Genomic DNA, 13,657 nt, shown 5'->3' on the forward strand with positions numbered 1-13,657 from the left:
GATGGCCTCACGCGTGCTGTGGTGTGGAGTGCAGTCCTTCGAGGAGCGTGGCCAGGTAGCGGTGTGCGGTGTCGATCCGGTCGGTGGGTGTGCCGCCGTGGACGTTGACGGCGTAGGCGATGCCGCACATGAGCGGGACGAGGTCGGTGGCGGCCAGGTCCGGTCGAACCGCCCCGGTGTCGCGAGCCCGGTCGAGGAGTGCGGTGCCGGCCGACCGAAGCGCCGTTTTGAGTTCCGTGGTGCGCGGCAGGGTGTCGGTGGCTGCGGCGGCGACCGGGGCCAATGACGCGTCGGTGACCTGTGCTTCGACGGTGCGGAACAGGAAGCCTTCGAGTGCGCGCCAGGGGTCGGTGTCGGCCAGCGCCTGCTGCCCGTGGGCGGCCAGGGCTTCCAGGCAGGGAGTGGCGATGGTCTCCAGGAGTGCCTCGGGGGTGGCGAAGTGCCGGTAGACGGTGCCGACTCCGAGTCCGGCGCGGCCGGCGACGTCGTTCAGCTGCAGGGGTGTGCCCTGGTCGACCAGGGCACGGGCGACGGCGACGATCCGGTCCCAGTTGCGGGCCGCGTCCTTGCGTAGGGGAGTCGTCATAGGGGACATGCTAATCGGATGACTCATCCGGATGATCCCCGCCACCGGTACCCGTGGCGCCCGGCGGGTCAGGCGGTGGTGAGGGGTGCGTGCCGTTCGCTGAGCCGGCGCACGTCCTGGGCGAGGCGGGGGTCGGTCGCTGCGCGCAGCGGCGTCACCGGGTGCGCCTGGGCTCCGATGACGATGCCGGTCCGGCCCGCGAGGGCGTCGTCGGTGGCGGCGACGATCGAGGGCCGGGCAGCCAGGGAGGCCGGACCCGAGGTGGAGCGTTCGAACTTGCGGCGCACCAGTGGCCACAGCAGCCGCAGGGCTGGGGAGACGATCTTCGGGTCGGTCATGGTGCCGTTGGTCATGTCGGTCGCGGCGCCTCCGGGGTCGGCGGCGAGGACAGAGACGCCTGTGCCTTCCAGTCGGCCGGCCAGGTCCAACGTGTAGGCGAGGTTGGCGAGTTTGGCACGGCCGTACCAGTGGAAGCCGTAGTAGCCGCCGGGCGGTTCGACGGCGTCGAAGGTCCGCTTCGCGAGCCCGACCGCGCCCGAGGTCACGTTCACGATCCTGCTGGGCGCCCCTGCCGTCAGCGTGGGCAGCAGCAGTTCCGTCAGCAGGTACGGCGAGAGGTGGTTGACGAGGAACGACGCTTCGATCCCGTCCAGGGTCCGTCGTTCGGGGAACATCGCCCCGACGTTGTTGACCAGCACGGTCAGCGGTTCGCCCGTGGTGGCGTGCTCGGTGGCGATCCGGGTGGCGAGCGCGCGCACCTGGTCGAGCGAGCCGAGGTCGGCGGGCAGGAACCGTGCGGGGTGCGCCGGGTTCGTCGCGTTGATCCGGTCGACCGCCTGGGCGCCCCGGTCGGCGTTGCGTCCGACGACGGTGACTGCGAACCCGGCGTCGGCCAGTCCCAGAGCCGTCTCCAGTCCGATGCCGGCCGTCCCTGCCGTGACCACGGCTGTCCTTGTCATGGGCCCCTCCACTCAGTCATGCGGATAGTTCATCCGCTTGGTGGGAACCGTAGCACGCAATCGGATGAACTATCCGGTTGGAGGCGGTGAAGGCGGAGGCCGACGCCTCCTTCGGAGGGTGAAGCCGTGGGCGTTCGAACGCCACTGAGCAGGAGGTCCCCGGGGCGGCCGCTGTCGGGCCGCCCCGGGGACCTCCTGGTGACTGAGCGTCGGTTACTCGCCCAGGTACTGGCCGCCCGCCTCGATCCAGTCGTCCACCGCCTCCAGCAACCCGCGGCCGATCCCCTTCGCCTCGATGCCGGCGGACCCGGACTCCAGGAGCAACAACAGCGCCGCCTTCAGCGTCTCGGCCGAATGGCGGTCGATGTGGAGCGACAGGAAGTAGCTGGGGTCGACCGTGGAACCGAGCAGTCCGATCGGGCTTTCGCCGGCCACCGAGAGCAGGTGCTCCGCCTGTGCCTCCGTCATCCCGGGTAGGACGACGCTCCAGTACATGTCACGGTCCACAGGTGTTTCCGAACTCACCGGATCAGCAGCCAATCTCATTGAGGAGAGCATCGGTCGTCGCCGTGCGGGTCGTTTTGCTCCCCAGGTCCTTCGCCGACTTCGCGATCTTCCAGGTGCCACCGTTGTGTGAGCCGTTACCGTCGCCGATGTCCTGCGAGATGAAGGTCTTCCCGTTCGTGAAGATTTTCTGGCCCTTGAGGCGCTGGCCCGTGTCACGGTATCCGAGGTACGCCGCCAGGTCGCTCGCCTGCTTGCTGGTGAGCGGCTGGTTCCGGCCCTTTGTCTGGGTGGGCAGCGGGTCTTCGTTGTGCACCAGGACTGGTGTCGCACCGGCCAGCACGTAGTACGTGTGAACACCGTCGACGCTGAGGTTGTAGGTGCGGTCGGCGGCGGTGTAGGTGCGGACCGCCTGGACGGTCGCGCTGCCGTCGCCGGTGGTCTGCAGACGGTCGCCAGGTGCGAGGGCGGCGGCATCGACCCAGGTGGCGAGGGTGAGGTCGTAGAACAGGTGGTGTGCGGTCGAGTCGATCGTCGCCGTGCCGGCCGGGGTGGTGATGACCACGGCGACGAAGTCGCGGTCGCCGTCGGTGCGGTGGATCTCGGTGACGGTGTGTGCCGCGACGGCCTGGCTGCCCGGGGTGGCGTTTTCGATCCGGTCGCCGACCCTGACCTCCTGGATGGGTTCGGAGGTGCCGTTGGCCAGCAGGACGCGGGTTCCGGCTACGAAGCTGTTGAGCGGACAGCGGGTGTTCTGCTTCGCGGTGTCCTGCTCGGCCTGCTCGGCCTGGACCGCCCGGTCGATCTCGGCCTGGACGGTGGCCAATGCCTCGATCTGGACGCTGGCCTCGTAGTCGAGGGTGTAGGGGATGTTGACGTTCTGGCCGGTGGCCTGGGCCTGCCGGTCCGCCTCGGCCTGCTTCTCGGCCTTGATCTGCTGGACGACCGGGGCGACCGCCGGGTCGATGCAGCTGATCGTCCCGCTGCCGTTGATCGGCAAGGCCTGGGTCTGCGAACAGCTCCCGGCCGCGCTGCCGTTGACTGTCACGCTCGCACTCATCGCGGCGCTGACACTGCCGGACAGCGTGGCGCTGCGGGCACTCGTGGTCGAGGTCGTGACGTTCTCGTTGACGGTGCAGCTGGCCTCCGTGCAGGCCAGATTGCCGGTCTGGTTGAAGTCGAAGGTGATGCCGACGTCGATGGCGCTCGACGGGGCGCAGGGCCGGACCGATGGCACCGATCGTGGCGTCGCCGCAGCTCGACCGACAGGACAGCGCACCGGCCATCTATGACCGGCCGCCACTGAATCGTGCGGTCCCGCCTGCCGGGGACGAGGGCGGCCACCCACTCACCCAGGACGGCCCCGACCTCCACCTCCACCTCCGCGCCGCGGGCCTCGCCGCCACCGCGAACACGTTGGTCTCGTACGTGCGCCGGTACTCCTCGACGAGGGTGTCGGCCGGCGGGGCGAGTGACGGTGAGATGCCGGCGTTGTTGACCAGCACGCCCGCGGCCATCGGCCCGGATCCTGGAGGCGCTGGCCCAGGCGCTGCGGCTCGCGCCGGCCGAGCGCAGCCACCTGTTCCGCCTGGCGGGGTCGACCCCGCCGCCCGGCAGCAACGCCGTGCGGCAGGTCCGCCCGCACGTGGCCCGGATGCTGGAGCGGCTACCGGAGACAGCTGCCATCGTCACCGACGCGGCCTATGGCGTCGTCGCCTGGAACCCCCTGGCCGAGGCACTTCTCGGCGGCGGTCTCGCACGCGGGACGACAAACCTGGCCCGGCGCCGCTTCCTGGGCCGAGGGCGAACGTACGAGAGCTCCAGCGCCGAGGAGTTCGGGCACATCGTGGTGGCGCGACTGCGCCGGGCCGCCGACCGCTACCCGCACGACCCGCAGCTGACCGCCCTGCTGGCCGAACTGAACGCCGGCAGCCAGGAGTTCCGGCAGATCTGGCAGACACGTCCGGTCCACGCACCCGGGCACCGCACCAAGACCCTCGACCACCCGGAAGCCGGCAGGCTGCGGTTGAACTGCGACATCCTGCTCGTGCCCGAGGACGACCAGGAAGTCGTCCTGATCACGGCCGACCCCGGATCACCCGCCGCGCGGGCCCTGCGAGCGCCGGCCGGGCAGGCGACCTGAAACGCAAGACGCGCACAAGTTCCCCAGCGGTCACAGAGCGTCGCAGCGCCATGATGAGGAAGCAGCCGAAGGCCGCCGCAACCTCAAGGTCCGGGTCGTGCAGGGCTGCCAGGCGTGCGGTGTCCCACCGGCGGGGCGGCACCCGCCCTCCGGTACGGAGTGGCGCGGCGGGGGCCGGCGCGGGACGGGGGAGGGGCGGCAGGCGTGGCGGCGCCTGCCTCAAGTCGGTGAACCAGGGCGGCCGGCACCACATGCGTCCTGCGCGGACCGGATGGGGTTGTCGGCCCATGGAGGCTGCCTGTACAAGTGCGGTGGCAAGCCTCGCCAGCTGAAGCCCGCAGGGGACGGACCGGCCTGGTGGTGCAGCAGCCCGTTCCGCAGGTGATGCGATCAAGCCGTCTCCAGGATTGCCGCGGGGAGCTCCTCGTCCAGGATCTGCGTACGCGGCAGGGACAGGCCGAAGCACCGCCCGATGACCTCCAGCGAGGTGCGGTGTACTTCGCGGCGGGGCATGTTCTCGTCGGGCAGGCCGGCAGCGGTCAGCATCTCCTCCACGCGTGCGGCCGCTTCGGGGTCTCCGCTCACACGGTCGTTGCCCCACGAACGATCCAGATGGAGGTTGAAGGCGGCCATGAGGCGTTCGTCGTGGAAATAGCGGAACTGCGGCGGCACGGGTTTGCCGTTCTCCTCCTCGAACTCCAGATGGAAGACGTGGACGTCGTCGCGTGAGACGGGCAGCAGGTCGCCGATCTCCCCCTGCCAGCCGCCGTACGTGACTACGAAGGCCGTGTCGCCACGTTGCCCGTAGCGCAGCGCTATCCCGGCGAGGACGTCGCCGTAGTCGCACTCCAGGACCTCGACCAGGTCTTCGCCGGTGAGTTCATCCAGGCAACGCGCGGTGCGCTTGGGCCCGTACACGGTCGCGGTGACCCGGGACACGAGCTCCTCAGCGCCCAACCCACGGGCCATCACCACGCTGTAGCCCCCGAAGGCGATCGACTGAGGGGCGGCAAGCCAGGCTATTCCATCTGTCATGGTGATCATCGTGGCGCACCTCGCCGGGTCTGTCACCGAGCGCGGCCGGTGGTCCGGCCCGCCGCCGGACGCCCAGCCGTGGTGCAGTGTGACCGGGACGGCTCCAACAACCGCCCGCCACCCGCTACCGTCGATCCTGCGGGTGCCCGCTTCGGCGCTGCCCGCGACCACCCCTGAGGCGGACCAGGTGACCGTCCAGCACGACCACCAGCCGCCGGCCGCACCGAGGCCGGTGAAGTTGCGAGAGCTGCGCGAGCCGCGCGCCCAGCTCTCCCGCTACGGCCCGCCCGGTGACCGCGAGACCTTCGAGCAGGCCCTGCAGGAGGCACTCGACGACTCCCCGAGGGTCCTGGGAGCCATTGAGTCGACTCGGCCAGTGCTTCGTATCGTGGCTCGACGTCACCGGCGAGACCAAAGGCGCACCCTGCCCCTATGACTTGGCGGGGGCGAGATGCCACACGCCGTGGTCCAGGTTGAGCGTGGCCACATGGTCGGCCCGCTCCGGCGGCTCCTGGCCGAGACGCCACCGCTGAGACAGGGCTGACAACGTGACGGTCACCATGGTTCCGGATGCGGTCCCGACGGCTCCGATCCAGTGCGGGCTCTCACGAATCAGCTGCTCCGGCAGCGCACCGTCCGGTTCCGGAACCCTCACTGATGAGGCTCCATTGGCATCGATCAGAGCGGAGCCGGCCAGCAGGGCCAGAAGTCGGCCGAGGACCGATGCGGGCATGGCCGGATCTGTCGATTCGACCGCCAGGTAGCAGTCGTCGTGCCCGGAGAACCAGAAACGCGAGCCACCGAGGCGAGGCAGGACCGGCTCGTTGCCGGTGGCCGTGCCGATGACCAGAGCGAGCTCATCAAGCTGCTCAGGGGTCGCCCCCGACGACATGTCGACCAGCGACAGCTCGTAGGGCGACCAGTCGCTGCTCAGGAATCGGGGCAGGCTGTCCCGGTGTATCACCAGGAACTCCTCGCCGAGCTCGATGGAGTCAGAGGCCCATTCCCCGACCGGGTGGACGGTGCAGTCGACCCCTTGCTCTGCGGCGATCAGCGACGGCCGCCATTGCTGGTAGTCCTCGTTCAGGAAACTGTTCGTCGCCAGGTTCACGACGACGACCGCGTCGTTCGCCGTGCGGGTCAGCACATCGATCAACTCTCCGGCCCGGGCGGCCGCCGCGCTGACCATCCACGAGCCGTCGGCCTCCCGGACGCTGAAACTCAACGGGAACGGCAGACGCTCCAATCCAACACAGTTGACGTTGAATGCCCCGTGGCGCTCTACCTCGATCACTGTCGCATCCCCCGTATGAACTCGCCCGCACCATGACCTGTGCAGACCATCATCCCCTTGGACCTGTCAGCGGCGTGGTGCAGGGCGCGCTGCTCGGCGAGCTGGCTGGGGCCAGCCATGTGGCTCATCATCAGAACGCCCTGGGCTTGGCCGCCGTGCTCGGCGACGAAGCCCAGGTGGCGCTCGGTGACGTCGGCCTCGGTGCGGTGCGCGGCGATCCGGAACACCTGCGCGCCGTGCCGCAACGCTCCTCGCAGGTCGTCGCTGGTGCCCCAGCCGGGGCCCATGAACACGCCCATCCGGGCGCTGGTCAGGGCCTCGCGGACGGTGGAGAGCATCCCGGAGTCGCTGAGCTTGGCGCGGCCGGTCTGGAGCGAGGAGGCGCCCAGGCCGTTGCCGTGGCCGACCTCTACCACGGGCACACCGGCCCGGTCGGCGGCCGCCGCGTAGACGCGGCCTTCGACAGCGGCGACCCGGAACTCATGGAGCGCTACCGAAGGTCCGCCGCCCAGCATCTCCACGTGCTCGCCGTCGTCTTCGGGAACGCGGCAGCCGCCGACGAGTCGGCGGACACCCGGACCGCCTGCGGGGCACGCGACCTCGACGGTGACTACGCCGACGGTTACGCGGCCAGCAAATGGGCCGGCGAGGTGCTGCTGCGCGAGGCGCACGAAGCGTTCGGTCTGCCGGTCGCCGTCTTCCGCTCGAACATGATCCTCGCGCACCCGCGCTACCGCGGTCAGCTCAACGTCCCGGATGTCTTCACCCGCCTCGTGCTGAGCCTGCTGGCGACGGGCACCGCACCCGGCAGCTTCTACACCCGGGGCACCGGCGAGAGCCGCGGGCACTTCGACGCACTCCCGGTGGACTTCACCGCGCGGGCCATCACCTCGCTCGGTGAACATCCCCCGCCTGTCACCGGACCTGATCACCAAGTACGTGGCCGATCTCCGGGCGCACCGCCTGCTATGACACAACCCGCGACCGCCGCGGGGCCCGCCATCAGCCGCGCCCTGCGCCCACTGGAGGCGCAGGGGTACGTGACGATCACCGTCGACCCCGCCCACCGGCGCCGACGCCTGGTCGCCCTCACCGCGATGGGCCAGGACACCTTCCTGGCCGAGGGCAAGCCCCTGGAGGAAGAGCTCCGCATCCTGCAAGGATGTTCATGTTCGGCTGCACTCCTGGCCGGGCGCGAGGAGACGTGCGCCGGGGAACGAGCTATGCACCGTCGTTGCCATCGCGCAGGGAATGGATCATGCTTTGCAGGATCCGGAACGCGCCTGACTGCTCGGCCTCGGTCAGGCCGGCCAGCATTCTGACCTCGACGGACCGGACCGCTACGGTCGCCTTCTCGAGCCTCTGTCGGCCGCGAGGCGTGAGCCGCGTCGGAAGAACCTTCCCGACGGGTGCCTCCGCAGGCCTGGTCACGTAGCCGTCTCGTTCCAGGGCCTGGAGCAGTACGTTCATCGACTGCCGTGTCACGAACGCGCCACGCGCGAGCTCGGAGTTCGACAAGCCCGGCCGTTGAGCCAGCAGTTCGAGGCAGGAGTAGTGCGTCACGCTCATCCCGAGTGGCCGCAGCACCTCCTCCATGGCTGCGCGCAGGGCGCTCGAAGCCTCTTTCAGCAGGTAGCCCAGTGATTTGTCCAGGTCGACGCCGACACCGTTTTGACTCATGTCAGCATTCTGACATACATTGGTCTGTGTCAGGAATCTGACACGAAGGGAAGGAGCATCATCATGCCCGCCACCGGCCCCGACTTCATCTCGCTCCAGGCGCGCGACCTCGACGCTTCGCAGGCGTTCTACGAGCAGTACCTCGGCCTCGTCCGCTCGCAGGCCGGACCTCCGCACGCCGTCGTCTTCGAGACGAAGCCGATCGCGTTCGCACTTCGCGACGTCGTTCCCGGCACCGATCTCGCATCCGTTGCTCAGCCCGGCATCGGTGCCGCGATCTGGCTCCACGCCACAGACGTCCAGGCCATCCACGATGCTCTCGTCGCAGGCGGTCACACCATCGTCTCCGCGCCGATCGACGGCCCCTTCGGCCGGACATTCACCTTCGCCGACCCCGACGGCTACCAGGTCACGCTCCACGACCGCGCCTGACCGGCCAAACGCCACCGGACAATCACCAGCCCCCACAGACCGCGGTTGCGCGAGACTCGAGAATCCGGGCGAGGTCTGTTTTGCCCCGGGGTGATCACCTGCCCGGCTCTTCACACCTGGGGTGGACGGCGTGTGACGTCGAGCCGGGCGGTCGTGGTTCAGCGCGTCCAGAGCCGGACAGAGGTCGAGGTCTCCCGAGGACGGAGGTGCCTACGCCGCCCGTCCGAGCCGAGAGCACGGGCTTGCTCGGTGGCCCCTCCACGGTGAGGGGCCACCAGGCGTCGCGGCACAAAGTCAGGAGGCTCTCGGTCAGCCCGGGGCGAAGGGGGTGCTTTCGAGCACCAGGGCAGCGAGGGCAGCGAGGGCGGGGAGGGCGGCGAGGGCGGGGAGTGTGCGTCAGGTGGGTCTGGGCGGCGACTACTCCGTGTCGGCGTGGCCACCGCCCTCGACCCGATCCGCCCTCGACCCGATCCGCCCTCACCCCGATCCCGCCCCGGATCAGACGGGCCTGCGCGCCTCGATGAGCGTGCGGGAGGCATGGGTGACGAACGAGCCCTCCGCCCGGATTCGCTCGTGCAGTTCCAGCAGCTGTTCGTGATGGCCCGCAACGGTGAAGCCGGGCACGGTCCAGACCACTTTGCGCAGGAAGTAGACGAGCGCACCGATGTCGAAGAACTCCATCCGCAGGTGCCGCTCGATACGCAGGTCGACGACCGAGAGGCCGGCCGCGATCGCTCCGGCGCGTTTGTCGACCGGCCGACGCGTCTTGCGCTCTCTGGCTCGCGCTCCGAGGAAGGCCTCCACCAGTTCGGGCGTGGTGGCGGGGCCGACGTGCTGCGACAGGTACGTTCCGCCCGGCCGCAGCACGCGGGCGATCTCCGGCCAGCACACGGTGGCGGGGTGGCGGCTGGTCACCAGGTCGAACGCCGCGTCGCCGAACGGCAGCGCGGCTTCGTCGGGGGTCGCCACAACCACCGTGCCACGCGGGTGCAGCAGCCGGGTGGCCCTGGCGATGTTCGGCGGCCAGGACTCCGTGGCGGCCATCACCGGCGGTAACGTCGAAGCCTCGGCGAGGACTTCGCCACCACCGGTCTGGATGTCCAGTGCGGCCGAGGCGGTCGCCAGCCGCTCGCTCATCAGCCGCTGGTAGCCCCAGGAGGGGCGCTCCTCGGTCGCTCGCCCCTCCAGCCAGGAGAAGTCCCAGCCTGCCACGGACGCCGACTCGGCCTCGCTGACGAGTTCTTCGAAAGTGCGGGACATCTCGGCATCCTCAACTGGTGCTGGCCGGAAGGGGAGGGGCGTGGTCCGGTGGCCGGTTCACCCGGCCGACGTGAGGGCCAGGAGAACGTAGTGCCGCAGCAGCCGGCCCGAGATCTCCAGGACCGCGGCGTTGCGCCTGCCGTCGAGGCTGTACGCGGCATCCACCGCCCAGAAGACGAACAGGCAGGTCGACAGGTAGGCCGGCAGGTCCTCGCAGCGCAGCACGGCCTCGGCCAGGTCCTCGAGCAACTGGGTCACCGAGCGCCCGGCCACATCGAGACTCATGCCCGCCAGGTCGCCCAGCCAGTCGGCGGGAGGCTGCTGGGTCCCATCCAGGCTCACCAGGTCGAGAACCCGTATCACCAGGTCCCGCACCTGCCCGGGCAGCAGGGCGTCCGAGGGCCGGGGCTGGTCGAGGGTGTTCTTCCAGCCCGAGAGCCGCTCCTGCAGGCGGTCCTTCGAGGCCTCACGAATGAGGTTGCGTGCCCACTTGCGCGGCTCCTCGTGATTGTCGTGGTGGAGGATCAGGTCCAGCGGGCCGTGCTTGTCGAAGCGCATCAGGCGCCAGACCAGGTCGAAGAACTCTTCGCGCAACAGGATCTCGCCGAACGGGACGACCTGCTCGCGGTCCCGGATCTCCTGGACCTTCGGCGCCTCGGTCGCGGCGGCCATCCACTCCTCGAAGCGCTGCCCGCTGAGGGTCTGCTCGTGCAGCGGCAGCGGCACGGGGCGCTCGGGCGTTCGCTCCCACCTGGCCAGCAGAGCGGCGATCTCGCCGGCCGACGCCTTCAGGCTGGCCAGGAGCCGCGGCCCGTACGACTCGTCGGGGGTACCGCAGGTGAGCAGCTCGCTCAATGACGCGGCCGGGGTGTCCTCGACGTCGCTCACCAGGCGGCCGGGATTGTCGGCGACCCGGTGGAAGGCGATGATGACGCAGCTCCGGGCCTTCCCGGAGGCGGTCCGGAAGCGGTGGTGCACCAGCGAGCCCGCGGCGAAGACGCTGCTGAGCGGGCGGTCGGGGTCACAGACCTCGACCACGGTCGGCTGCGTCTCGTTGCCCAGCCGCTGCTGGGCCGCGAAGACCTTTCGGATGCTGTCGGGCGTGGTGAAGATCGAGGCGTTCTCGCTCGACCACGGGACGCCTTCGGCATCGGTGAAGCAGCTCCGGGCGAGCTTGTGGGTGCCGGGCAGGAACGTGAAGTTCTGGCCGGCTGGGCCCTCGGCCGTGCCGCGCCGCCAGGTGACGAGGATCTTGTACTCGTCGTTGAAGGGGGTGTTGTCGATGTGGAGCATGTTGTCCTGCGCCAGGACCGACAACGGCTCGGCGTCCTTCGCCCGGGCGTCGACGATCCGCACCGGCCCGCCGACGGCGTAGCAGATGAGGGCGACCATCAGCGGGTGGAGCAGCGGCTGGTTGACCGAGGGGTCGGTGAGCAGCCCGGCGGTCCTGCGCAGGTCGACGAAGCGGTGGATGAAGCTGCCGCTGCCCTCCTCGGTCATGATCTCGTCGTACCGCTCGACCAGCGCCAGGAAGTCCTGGGTGGCGACGATGTCCGCGAGGACCACCGCGCCCTTCTCGGTCAGCTGGCCGAGCAGGTGCCGCAGCGCGCCGCTCGCCGCGGTCGCGGTGCCGGGGGCCAGCTCCGCGAAGGCGCTGTCGAGCTCCTTCAGCAGCAGGTCACGGAAGGCCTCCTTGGCCTCCAGGTCGCGGAAGCGCTTGTAGGCCCAGGGAGCGGACAGCTCGCCGGGGGCCACCAGCTCGGGGACGATCGGCGGGGCGAAGTCGAGCGCGGGCAGGTCCTGGAGGGTGAAGCGGGGGAGCCGGATGCCGTCGCCCCGTTCCGAGCGGGATCGGAGCAACGTCTCTTGCGGATAGGTGGTCATGCGGATGCCTTTCCTGGCGTAGGTGGGAGGCCACGCCGGGCCCTGGGCCGACGGGGCAGGAGCTCGGAAGGTCGATGTCCGCCGGGTGGGGGAGGCGCCCGGCTGCCGGGCGCTGTTGCCTGCTGAGCGACGCTTATGCCGTCCGCCCCCCGCCGCTGTCCTGGAGCGTCCCGGCCGGCGGCAGGTCGCAGGCCGTGACCGCGCGGTTCGCCAGTGCGCGCCAGCCGGCGAGGAAGTCCTCCATGGCCGCCTCGTCGAGGTGGTTGCCGGCGTGGACGACGGTCGTCACCAGGCCTTCGGGGGTCCGGCGGGACCACAGGGACAGGCCGGCGGTCGTCCCGGCCATCGGGAGCGGCAGCCCGGTGGCCGGGGTGTCGCCGAAGAGCAGGGCCGCGTCCTGGGCGTCGTCCCCTTCCGTGTACTCGAAGAAGATGACGGTGGGCGCGCCCTGCTGGGGGGTACTGCCGGCGTCCAGGACGTCGCGGTAGCCGGGGCCGCGGTGGTCCATGGCACCCAGCAGGACGCGCCGGACCTCCGTGACGACGTCGTCGAAGGTGGGGCGCTGCGGCAGCCGGAAGCGCAGAGCCACGGCGGTGGCGAGCCAGCCGACGGTGTGCTCCACGCCGTCCGCCCCCCGCAGGTCGTCGGGCGCGCAGATGGTGATGTCGCGCTCGCCGGTCACCGCGTGCAGGTACGCCACGAAGCCCGCGGCATGGACGGTGAAGAGCGTGGTGTTGTGCCGTCTGGCGTAGTCCTCCATGGCGTCGGCCGTACCGTTCGGCAGCACGCTGCGATGGCGGATGCCCTCGGCAGCCCATCCGTCACCGGTCGGCCGGGCGATCGGCAGATCGAGCTGGGGGAAGAAGCGGTTGCGCGCCACCTCGGGTGTCCAGTACGGCAGCAGCCGTGCCCGCTGCTCCCGCCGGCCCGCGGGGCCGTGGCGGTCGGCCACCCAGGTGGAGAACTGCACGGGAACCTCGGGGAGTTCGCGGGCGTCCCGGCGCACCTCACGGGTGTAGAGACGGGCAAGGTCCGCGCCGAGGATGTCGGCCGAGCGACCGTCGCAGACGTTGTGGTCGCTGACCAGCAGAAGTACGGACCGGTCCGGGGCGAGCCGGTGGAGCACCGCGCGCAGCCGGGTCGGTTCGCGCGGATCGAAGGCGAGGCCGGCGGTCTCGGCGGCGAGGGCCAGGGCTCGGGGCAGCCGGCTCTCCGCAGGCAGCCCGGAGAGGTCGCGCACCTGCAAGGCGACCTCGGCCTCGGGCAGGACCCTCGCCTCGCCGACCCCGTCGCGCAGTCGGAAGACGGTGCGCAGCGCGTCGTGGCGGGCCGGCAAGGCGGCCAGGGCGGTGGCCAGTGCCCGCTCCTCGACCGGGCCCTGGAGCAGCACGCACCAGGGCACCGTGCGCACGTGAGCCGGCGCGCCGAGCGTGCGGTGCTCGTGGTCCCGCAGCAGCGAGCGCTGCTGGGCCGGTGTGACGGGCAGGCGGTCGGCGCCGGGCGTGCCCTGCTCGGCGGCCGCGGGCCGGGGGACGGGAGCGGGCAGCTGGGCCAGTGCCGCCGCGAACTCCCGCAACACGGGGTGCCGGAAGAGCAGTTCCAGTGGGACCGGGCGTCCCAGCTGTTTGCGCAGACGTCCGCACAGCCGGGCTGCTTTGAGTGAACTTCCACCATGAGCAAAGAAGTTGGCGTCAGGGTCGAGGTCCTGCGCCCCGAGTACCTCGGCGCCGCTCGTACACACCAGGCTGAGATGGTCCATGGCTGCGCGCTCTCTCGTCCGGACAGGCGCCACTCGGTTGTCGGCGGCCTGATTGAGCGCCGATTCTTCGCGGACGCCGAGCCCGGACGGGAGAAGAAAACGGGAAGGCGCGGGCGCCGTC

The 13,657-nt window shown here is 70.4% G+C and carries 14 protein-coding genes and 1 pseudogene; 4 read left to right on the forward strand and 11 right to left on the reverse strand.

Going from position 1 to position 13,657, the window contains the following annotated elements; translation table 11 throughout:
• Positions 1-7 precede the first annotated feature (7 nt).
• The 4 genes from ACFZB9_RS22715 to ACFZB9_RS22730 all read right to left on the reverse strand — a co-directional run bounded on the left by ACFZB9_RS22715 (position 8) and on the right by ACFZB9_RS22730 (position 3,049).
• Positions 8-586 (reverse strand): TetR/AcrR family transcriptional regulator, encoded by a 579-nt coding sequence (locus ACFZB9_RS22715; protein ID WP_391449798.1) that lies wholly within the window; start codon positions 584-586, stop codon positions 8-10.
• Positions 587-654: 68 nt separating this feature from the next.
• Complete coding sequence (locus tag ACFZB9_RS22720) at positions 655-1,545, reverse strand: SDR family NAD(P)-dependent oxidoreductase (protein WP_391449800.1); 891 nt, start codon at positions 1,543-1,545, stop codon at positions 655-657.
• Positions 1,546-1,758: 213 nt separating this feature from the next.
• Positions 1,759-2,013 carry a hypothetical protein gene (locus ACFZB9_RS22725; protein ID WP_391449802.1) on the reverse strand — a complete coding sequence of 85 codons (255 nt, stop codon included), beginning with the start codon at positions 2,011-2,013 and terminating at the stop codon, positions 1,759-1,761.
• 61 nt (positions 2,014-2,074) lie between these two features.
• Positions 2,075-3,049, reverse strand: coding sequence for a toxin C-terminal domain-containing protein (locus ACFZB9_RS22730; RefSeq protein ID WP_391449804.1), 975 nt, complete (start codon positions 3,047-3,049; stop codon positions 2,075-2,077).
• Between ACFZB9_RS22730 and ACFZB9_RS22735 the strand changes: the two genes are divergently transcribed.
• A complete protein-coding gene (locus ACFZB9_RS22735) occupies positions 3,015-3,341 on the forward strand; it encodes a hypothetical protein (protein ID WP_391449806.1) in 327 nt (108 codons plus the stop codon). The genes ACFZB9_RS22730 and ACFZB9_RS22735 overlap by 35 nt on opposite strands.
• 215 nt (positions 3,342-3,556) lie before the next feature.
• A pseudogene (locus ACFZB9_RS22740) lies at positions 3,557-4,192 on the forward strand (transcriptional regulator); the annotation flags it as partial.
• Positions 4,193-4,582: 390 nt separating this feature from the next.
• Here the strand turns inward: ACFZB9_RS22740 and ACFZB9_RS22745 are convergent.
• The 3 genes from ACFZB9_RS22745 to ACFZB9_RS22755 form a co-directional block, all read right to left on the reverse strand.
• Positions 4,583-5,236: a DUF6461 domain-containing protein gene (locus tag ACFZB9_RS22745; protein ID WP_391449808.1), complete on the reverse strand. Its 654-nt coding sequence runs from the start codon at positions 5,234-5,236 to the stop codon at positions 4,583-4,585.
• Positions 5,237-5,657: 421 nt separating this feature from the next.
• On the reverse strand, positions 5,658-6,521 hold the full coding sequence (locus ACFZB9_RS22750) for a hypothetical protein (protein ID WP_391449810.1): 864 nt from the start codon (positions 6,519-6,521) through the stop codon (positions 5,658-5,660).
• A complete protein-coding gene (locus tag ACFZB9_RS22755; protein ID WP_391449812.1) occupies positions 6,518-6,943 on the reverse strand; it encodes a hypothetical protein in 426 nt (141 codons plus the stop codon). Before ACFZB9_RS22755 ends, ACFZB9_RS22750 begins: the two co-directional genes overlap by 4 nt.
• Here ACFZB9_RS22755 and ACFZB9_RS22760 point away from each other — a divergent pair.
• Positions 6,920-7,843: an SDR family oxidoreductase gene (locus tag ACFZB9_RS22760; protein WP_391449814.1), complete on the forward strand. Its 924-nt coding sequence runs from the start codon at positions 6,920-6,922 to the stop codon at positions 7,841-7,843. The genes ACFZB9_RS22755 and ACFZB9_RS22760 overlap by 24 nt on opposite strands.
• Here the strand turns inward: ACFZB9_RS22760 and ACFZB9_RS22765 are convergent.
• Positions 7,743-8,201 carry a MarR family winged helix-turn-helix transcriptional regulator gene (locus ACFZB9_RS22765; RefSeq protein ID WP_391449816.1) on the reverse strand — a complete coding sequence of 153 codons (459 nt, stop codon included), beginning with the start codon at positions 8,199-8,201 and terminating at the stop codon, positions 7,743-7,745. The genes ACFZB9_RS22760 and ACFZB9_RS22765 overlap by 101 nt on opposite strands.
• Before the next feature lie 63 nt (positions 8,202-8,264).
• Here ACFZB9_RS22765 and ACFZB9_RS22770 point away from each other — a divergent pair, with 63 nt between their 5' ends.
• Positions 8,265-8,633 carry a VOC family protein gene (locus ACFZB9_RS22770; RefSeq protein WP_391449818.1) on the forward strand — a complete coding sequence of 123 codons (369 nt, stop codon included), beginning with the start codon at positions 8,265-8,267 and terminating at the stop codon, positions 8,631-8,633.
• A gap of 498 nt (positions 8,634-9,131) precedes the next feature.
• On the opposite strand, the gene ACFZB9_RS22775 is transcribed toward ACFZB9_RS22770, so the two are convergent.
• From ACFZB9_RS22775 to ACFZB9_RS22785, 3 genes are all read right to left on the reverse strand, one after another.
• Positions 9,132-9,893, reverse strand: a complete 762-nt coding sequence (locus ACFZB9_RS22775; protein WP_391449820.1) for a class I SAM-dependent methyltransferase — start codon at positions 9,891-9,893, stop codon at positions 9,132-9,134.
• 57 nt (positions 9,894-9,950) lie between these two features.
• Positions 9,951-11,777, reverse strand: a complete 1,827-nt coding sequence (locus tag ACFZB9_RS22780) for a hypothetical protein (RefSeq protein ID WP_391449822.1) — start codon at positions 11,775-11,777, stop codon at positions 9,951-9,953.
• 133 nt (positions 11,778-11,910) lie between these two features.
• Positions 11,911-13,536, reverse strand: coding sequence for a condensation domain-containing protein (locus tag ACFZB9_RS22785; protein ID WP_391449824.1), 1,626 nt, complete (start codon positions 13,534-13,536; stop codon positions 11,911-11,913).
• Positions 13,537-13,657 lie beyond the last annotated feature (121 nt).

The organism is Kitasatospora sp. NPDC008050, assembly GCF_042957465.1.
Lineage (GTDB): Bacteria > Actinomycetota > Actinomycetes > Streptomycetales > Streptomycetaceae > Kitasatospora.

Bases quoted from the DNA above. Each gene is read 5' to 3' on its own strand.
- ACFZB9_RS22775 (WP_391449820.1), bottom strand. From the start codon at position 9,893: ATGTCCCGCACTTTCGAAGAACTCGTCAGCGAGGCCGAGTCGGCGTCC.
- ACFZB9_RS22735 (WP_391449806.1), top strand. From the start codon at position 3,015: ATGCAGCTGATCGTCCCGCTGCCGTTGATCGGCAAGGCCTGGGTCTGC.
- ACFZB9_RS22785 (WP_391449824.1), bottom strand. From the start codon at position 13,536: ATGGACCATCTCAGCCTGGTGTGTACGAGCGGCGCCGAGGTACTCGGG.
- ACFZB9_RS22780 (WP_391449822.1), bottom strand. From the start codon at position 11,777: ATGACCACCTATCCGCAAGAGACGTTGCTCCGATCCCGCTCGGAACGG.
- ACFZB9_RS22715 (WP_391449798.1), bottom strand. From the start codon at position 586: ATGACGACTCCCCTACGCAAGGACGCGGCCCGCAACTGGGACCGGATC.
- ACFZB9_RS22720 (WP_391449800.1), bottom strand. From the start codon at position 1,545: ATGACAAGGACAGCCGTGGTCACGGCAGGGACGGCCGGCATCGGACTG.
- ACFZB9_RS22725 (WP_391449802.1), bottom strand. From the start codon at position 2,013: ATGACGGAGGCACAGGCGGAGCACCTGCTCTCGGTGGCCGGCGAAAGC.
- ACFZB9_RS22765 (WP_391449816.1), bottom strand. From the start codon at position 8,201: ATGAGTCAAAACGGTGTCGGCGTCGACCTGGACAAATCACTGGGCTAC.
- ACFZB9_RS22770 (WP_391449818.1), top strand. From the start codon at position 8,265: ATGCCCGCCACCGGCCCCGACTTCATCTCGCTCCAGGCGCGCGACCTC.
- ACFZB9_RS22745 (WP_391449808.1), bottom strand. From the start codon at position 5,236: ATGATCACCATGACAGATGGAATAGCCTGGCTTGCCGCCCCTCAGTCG.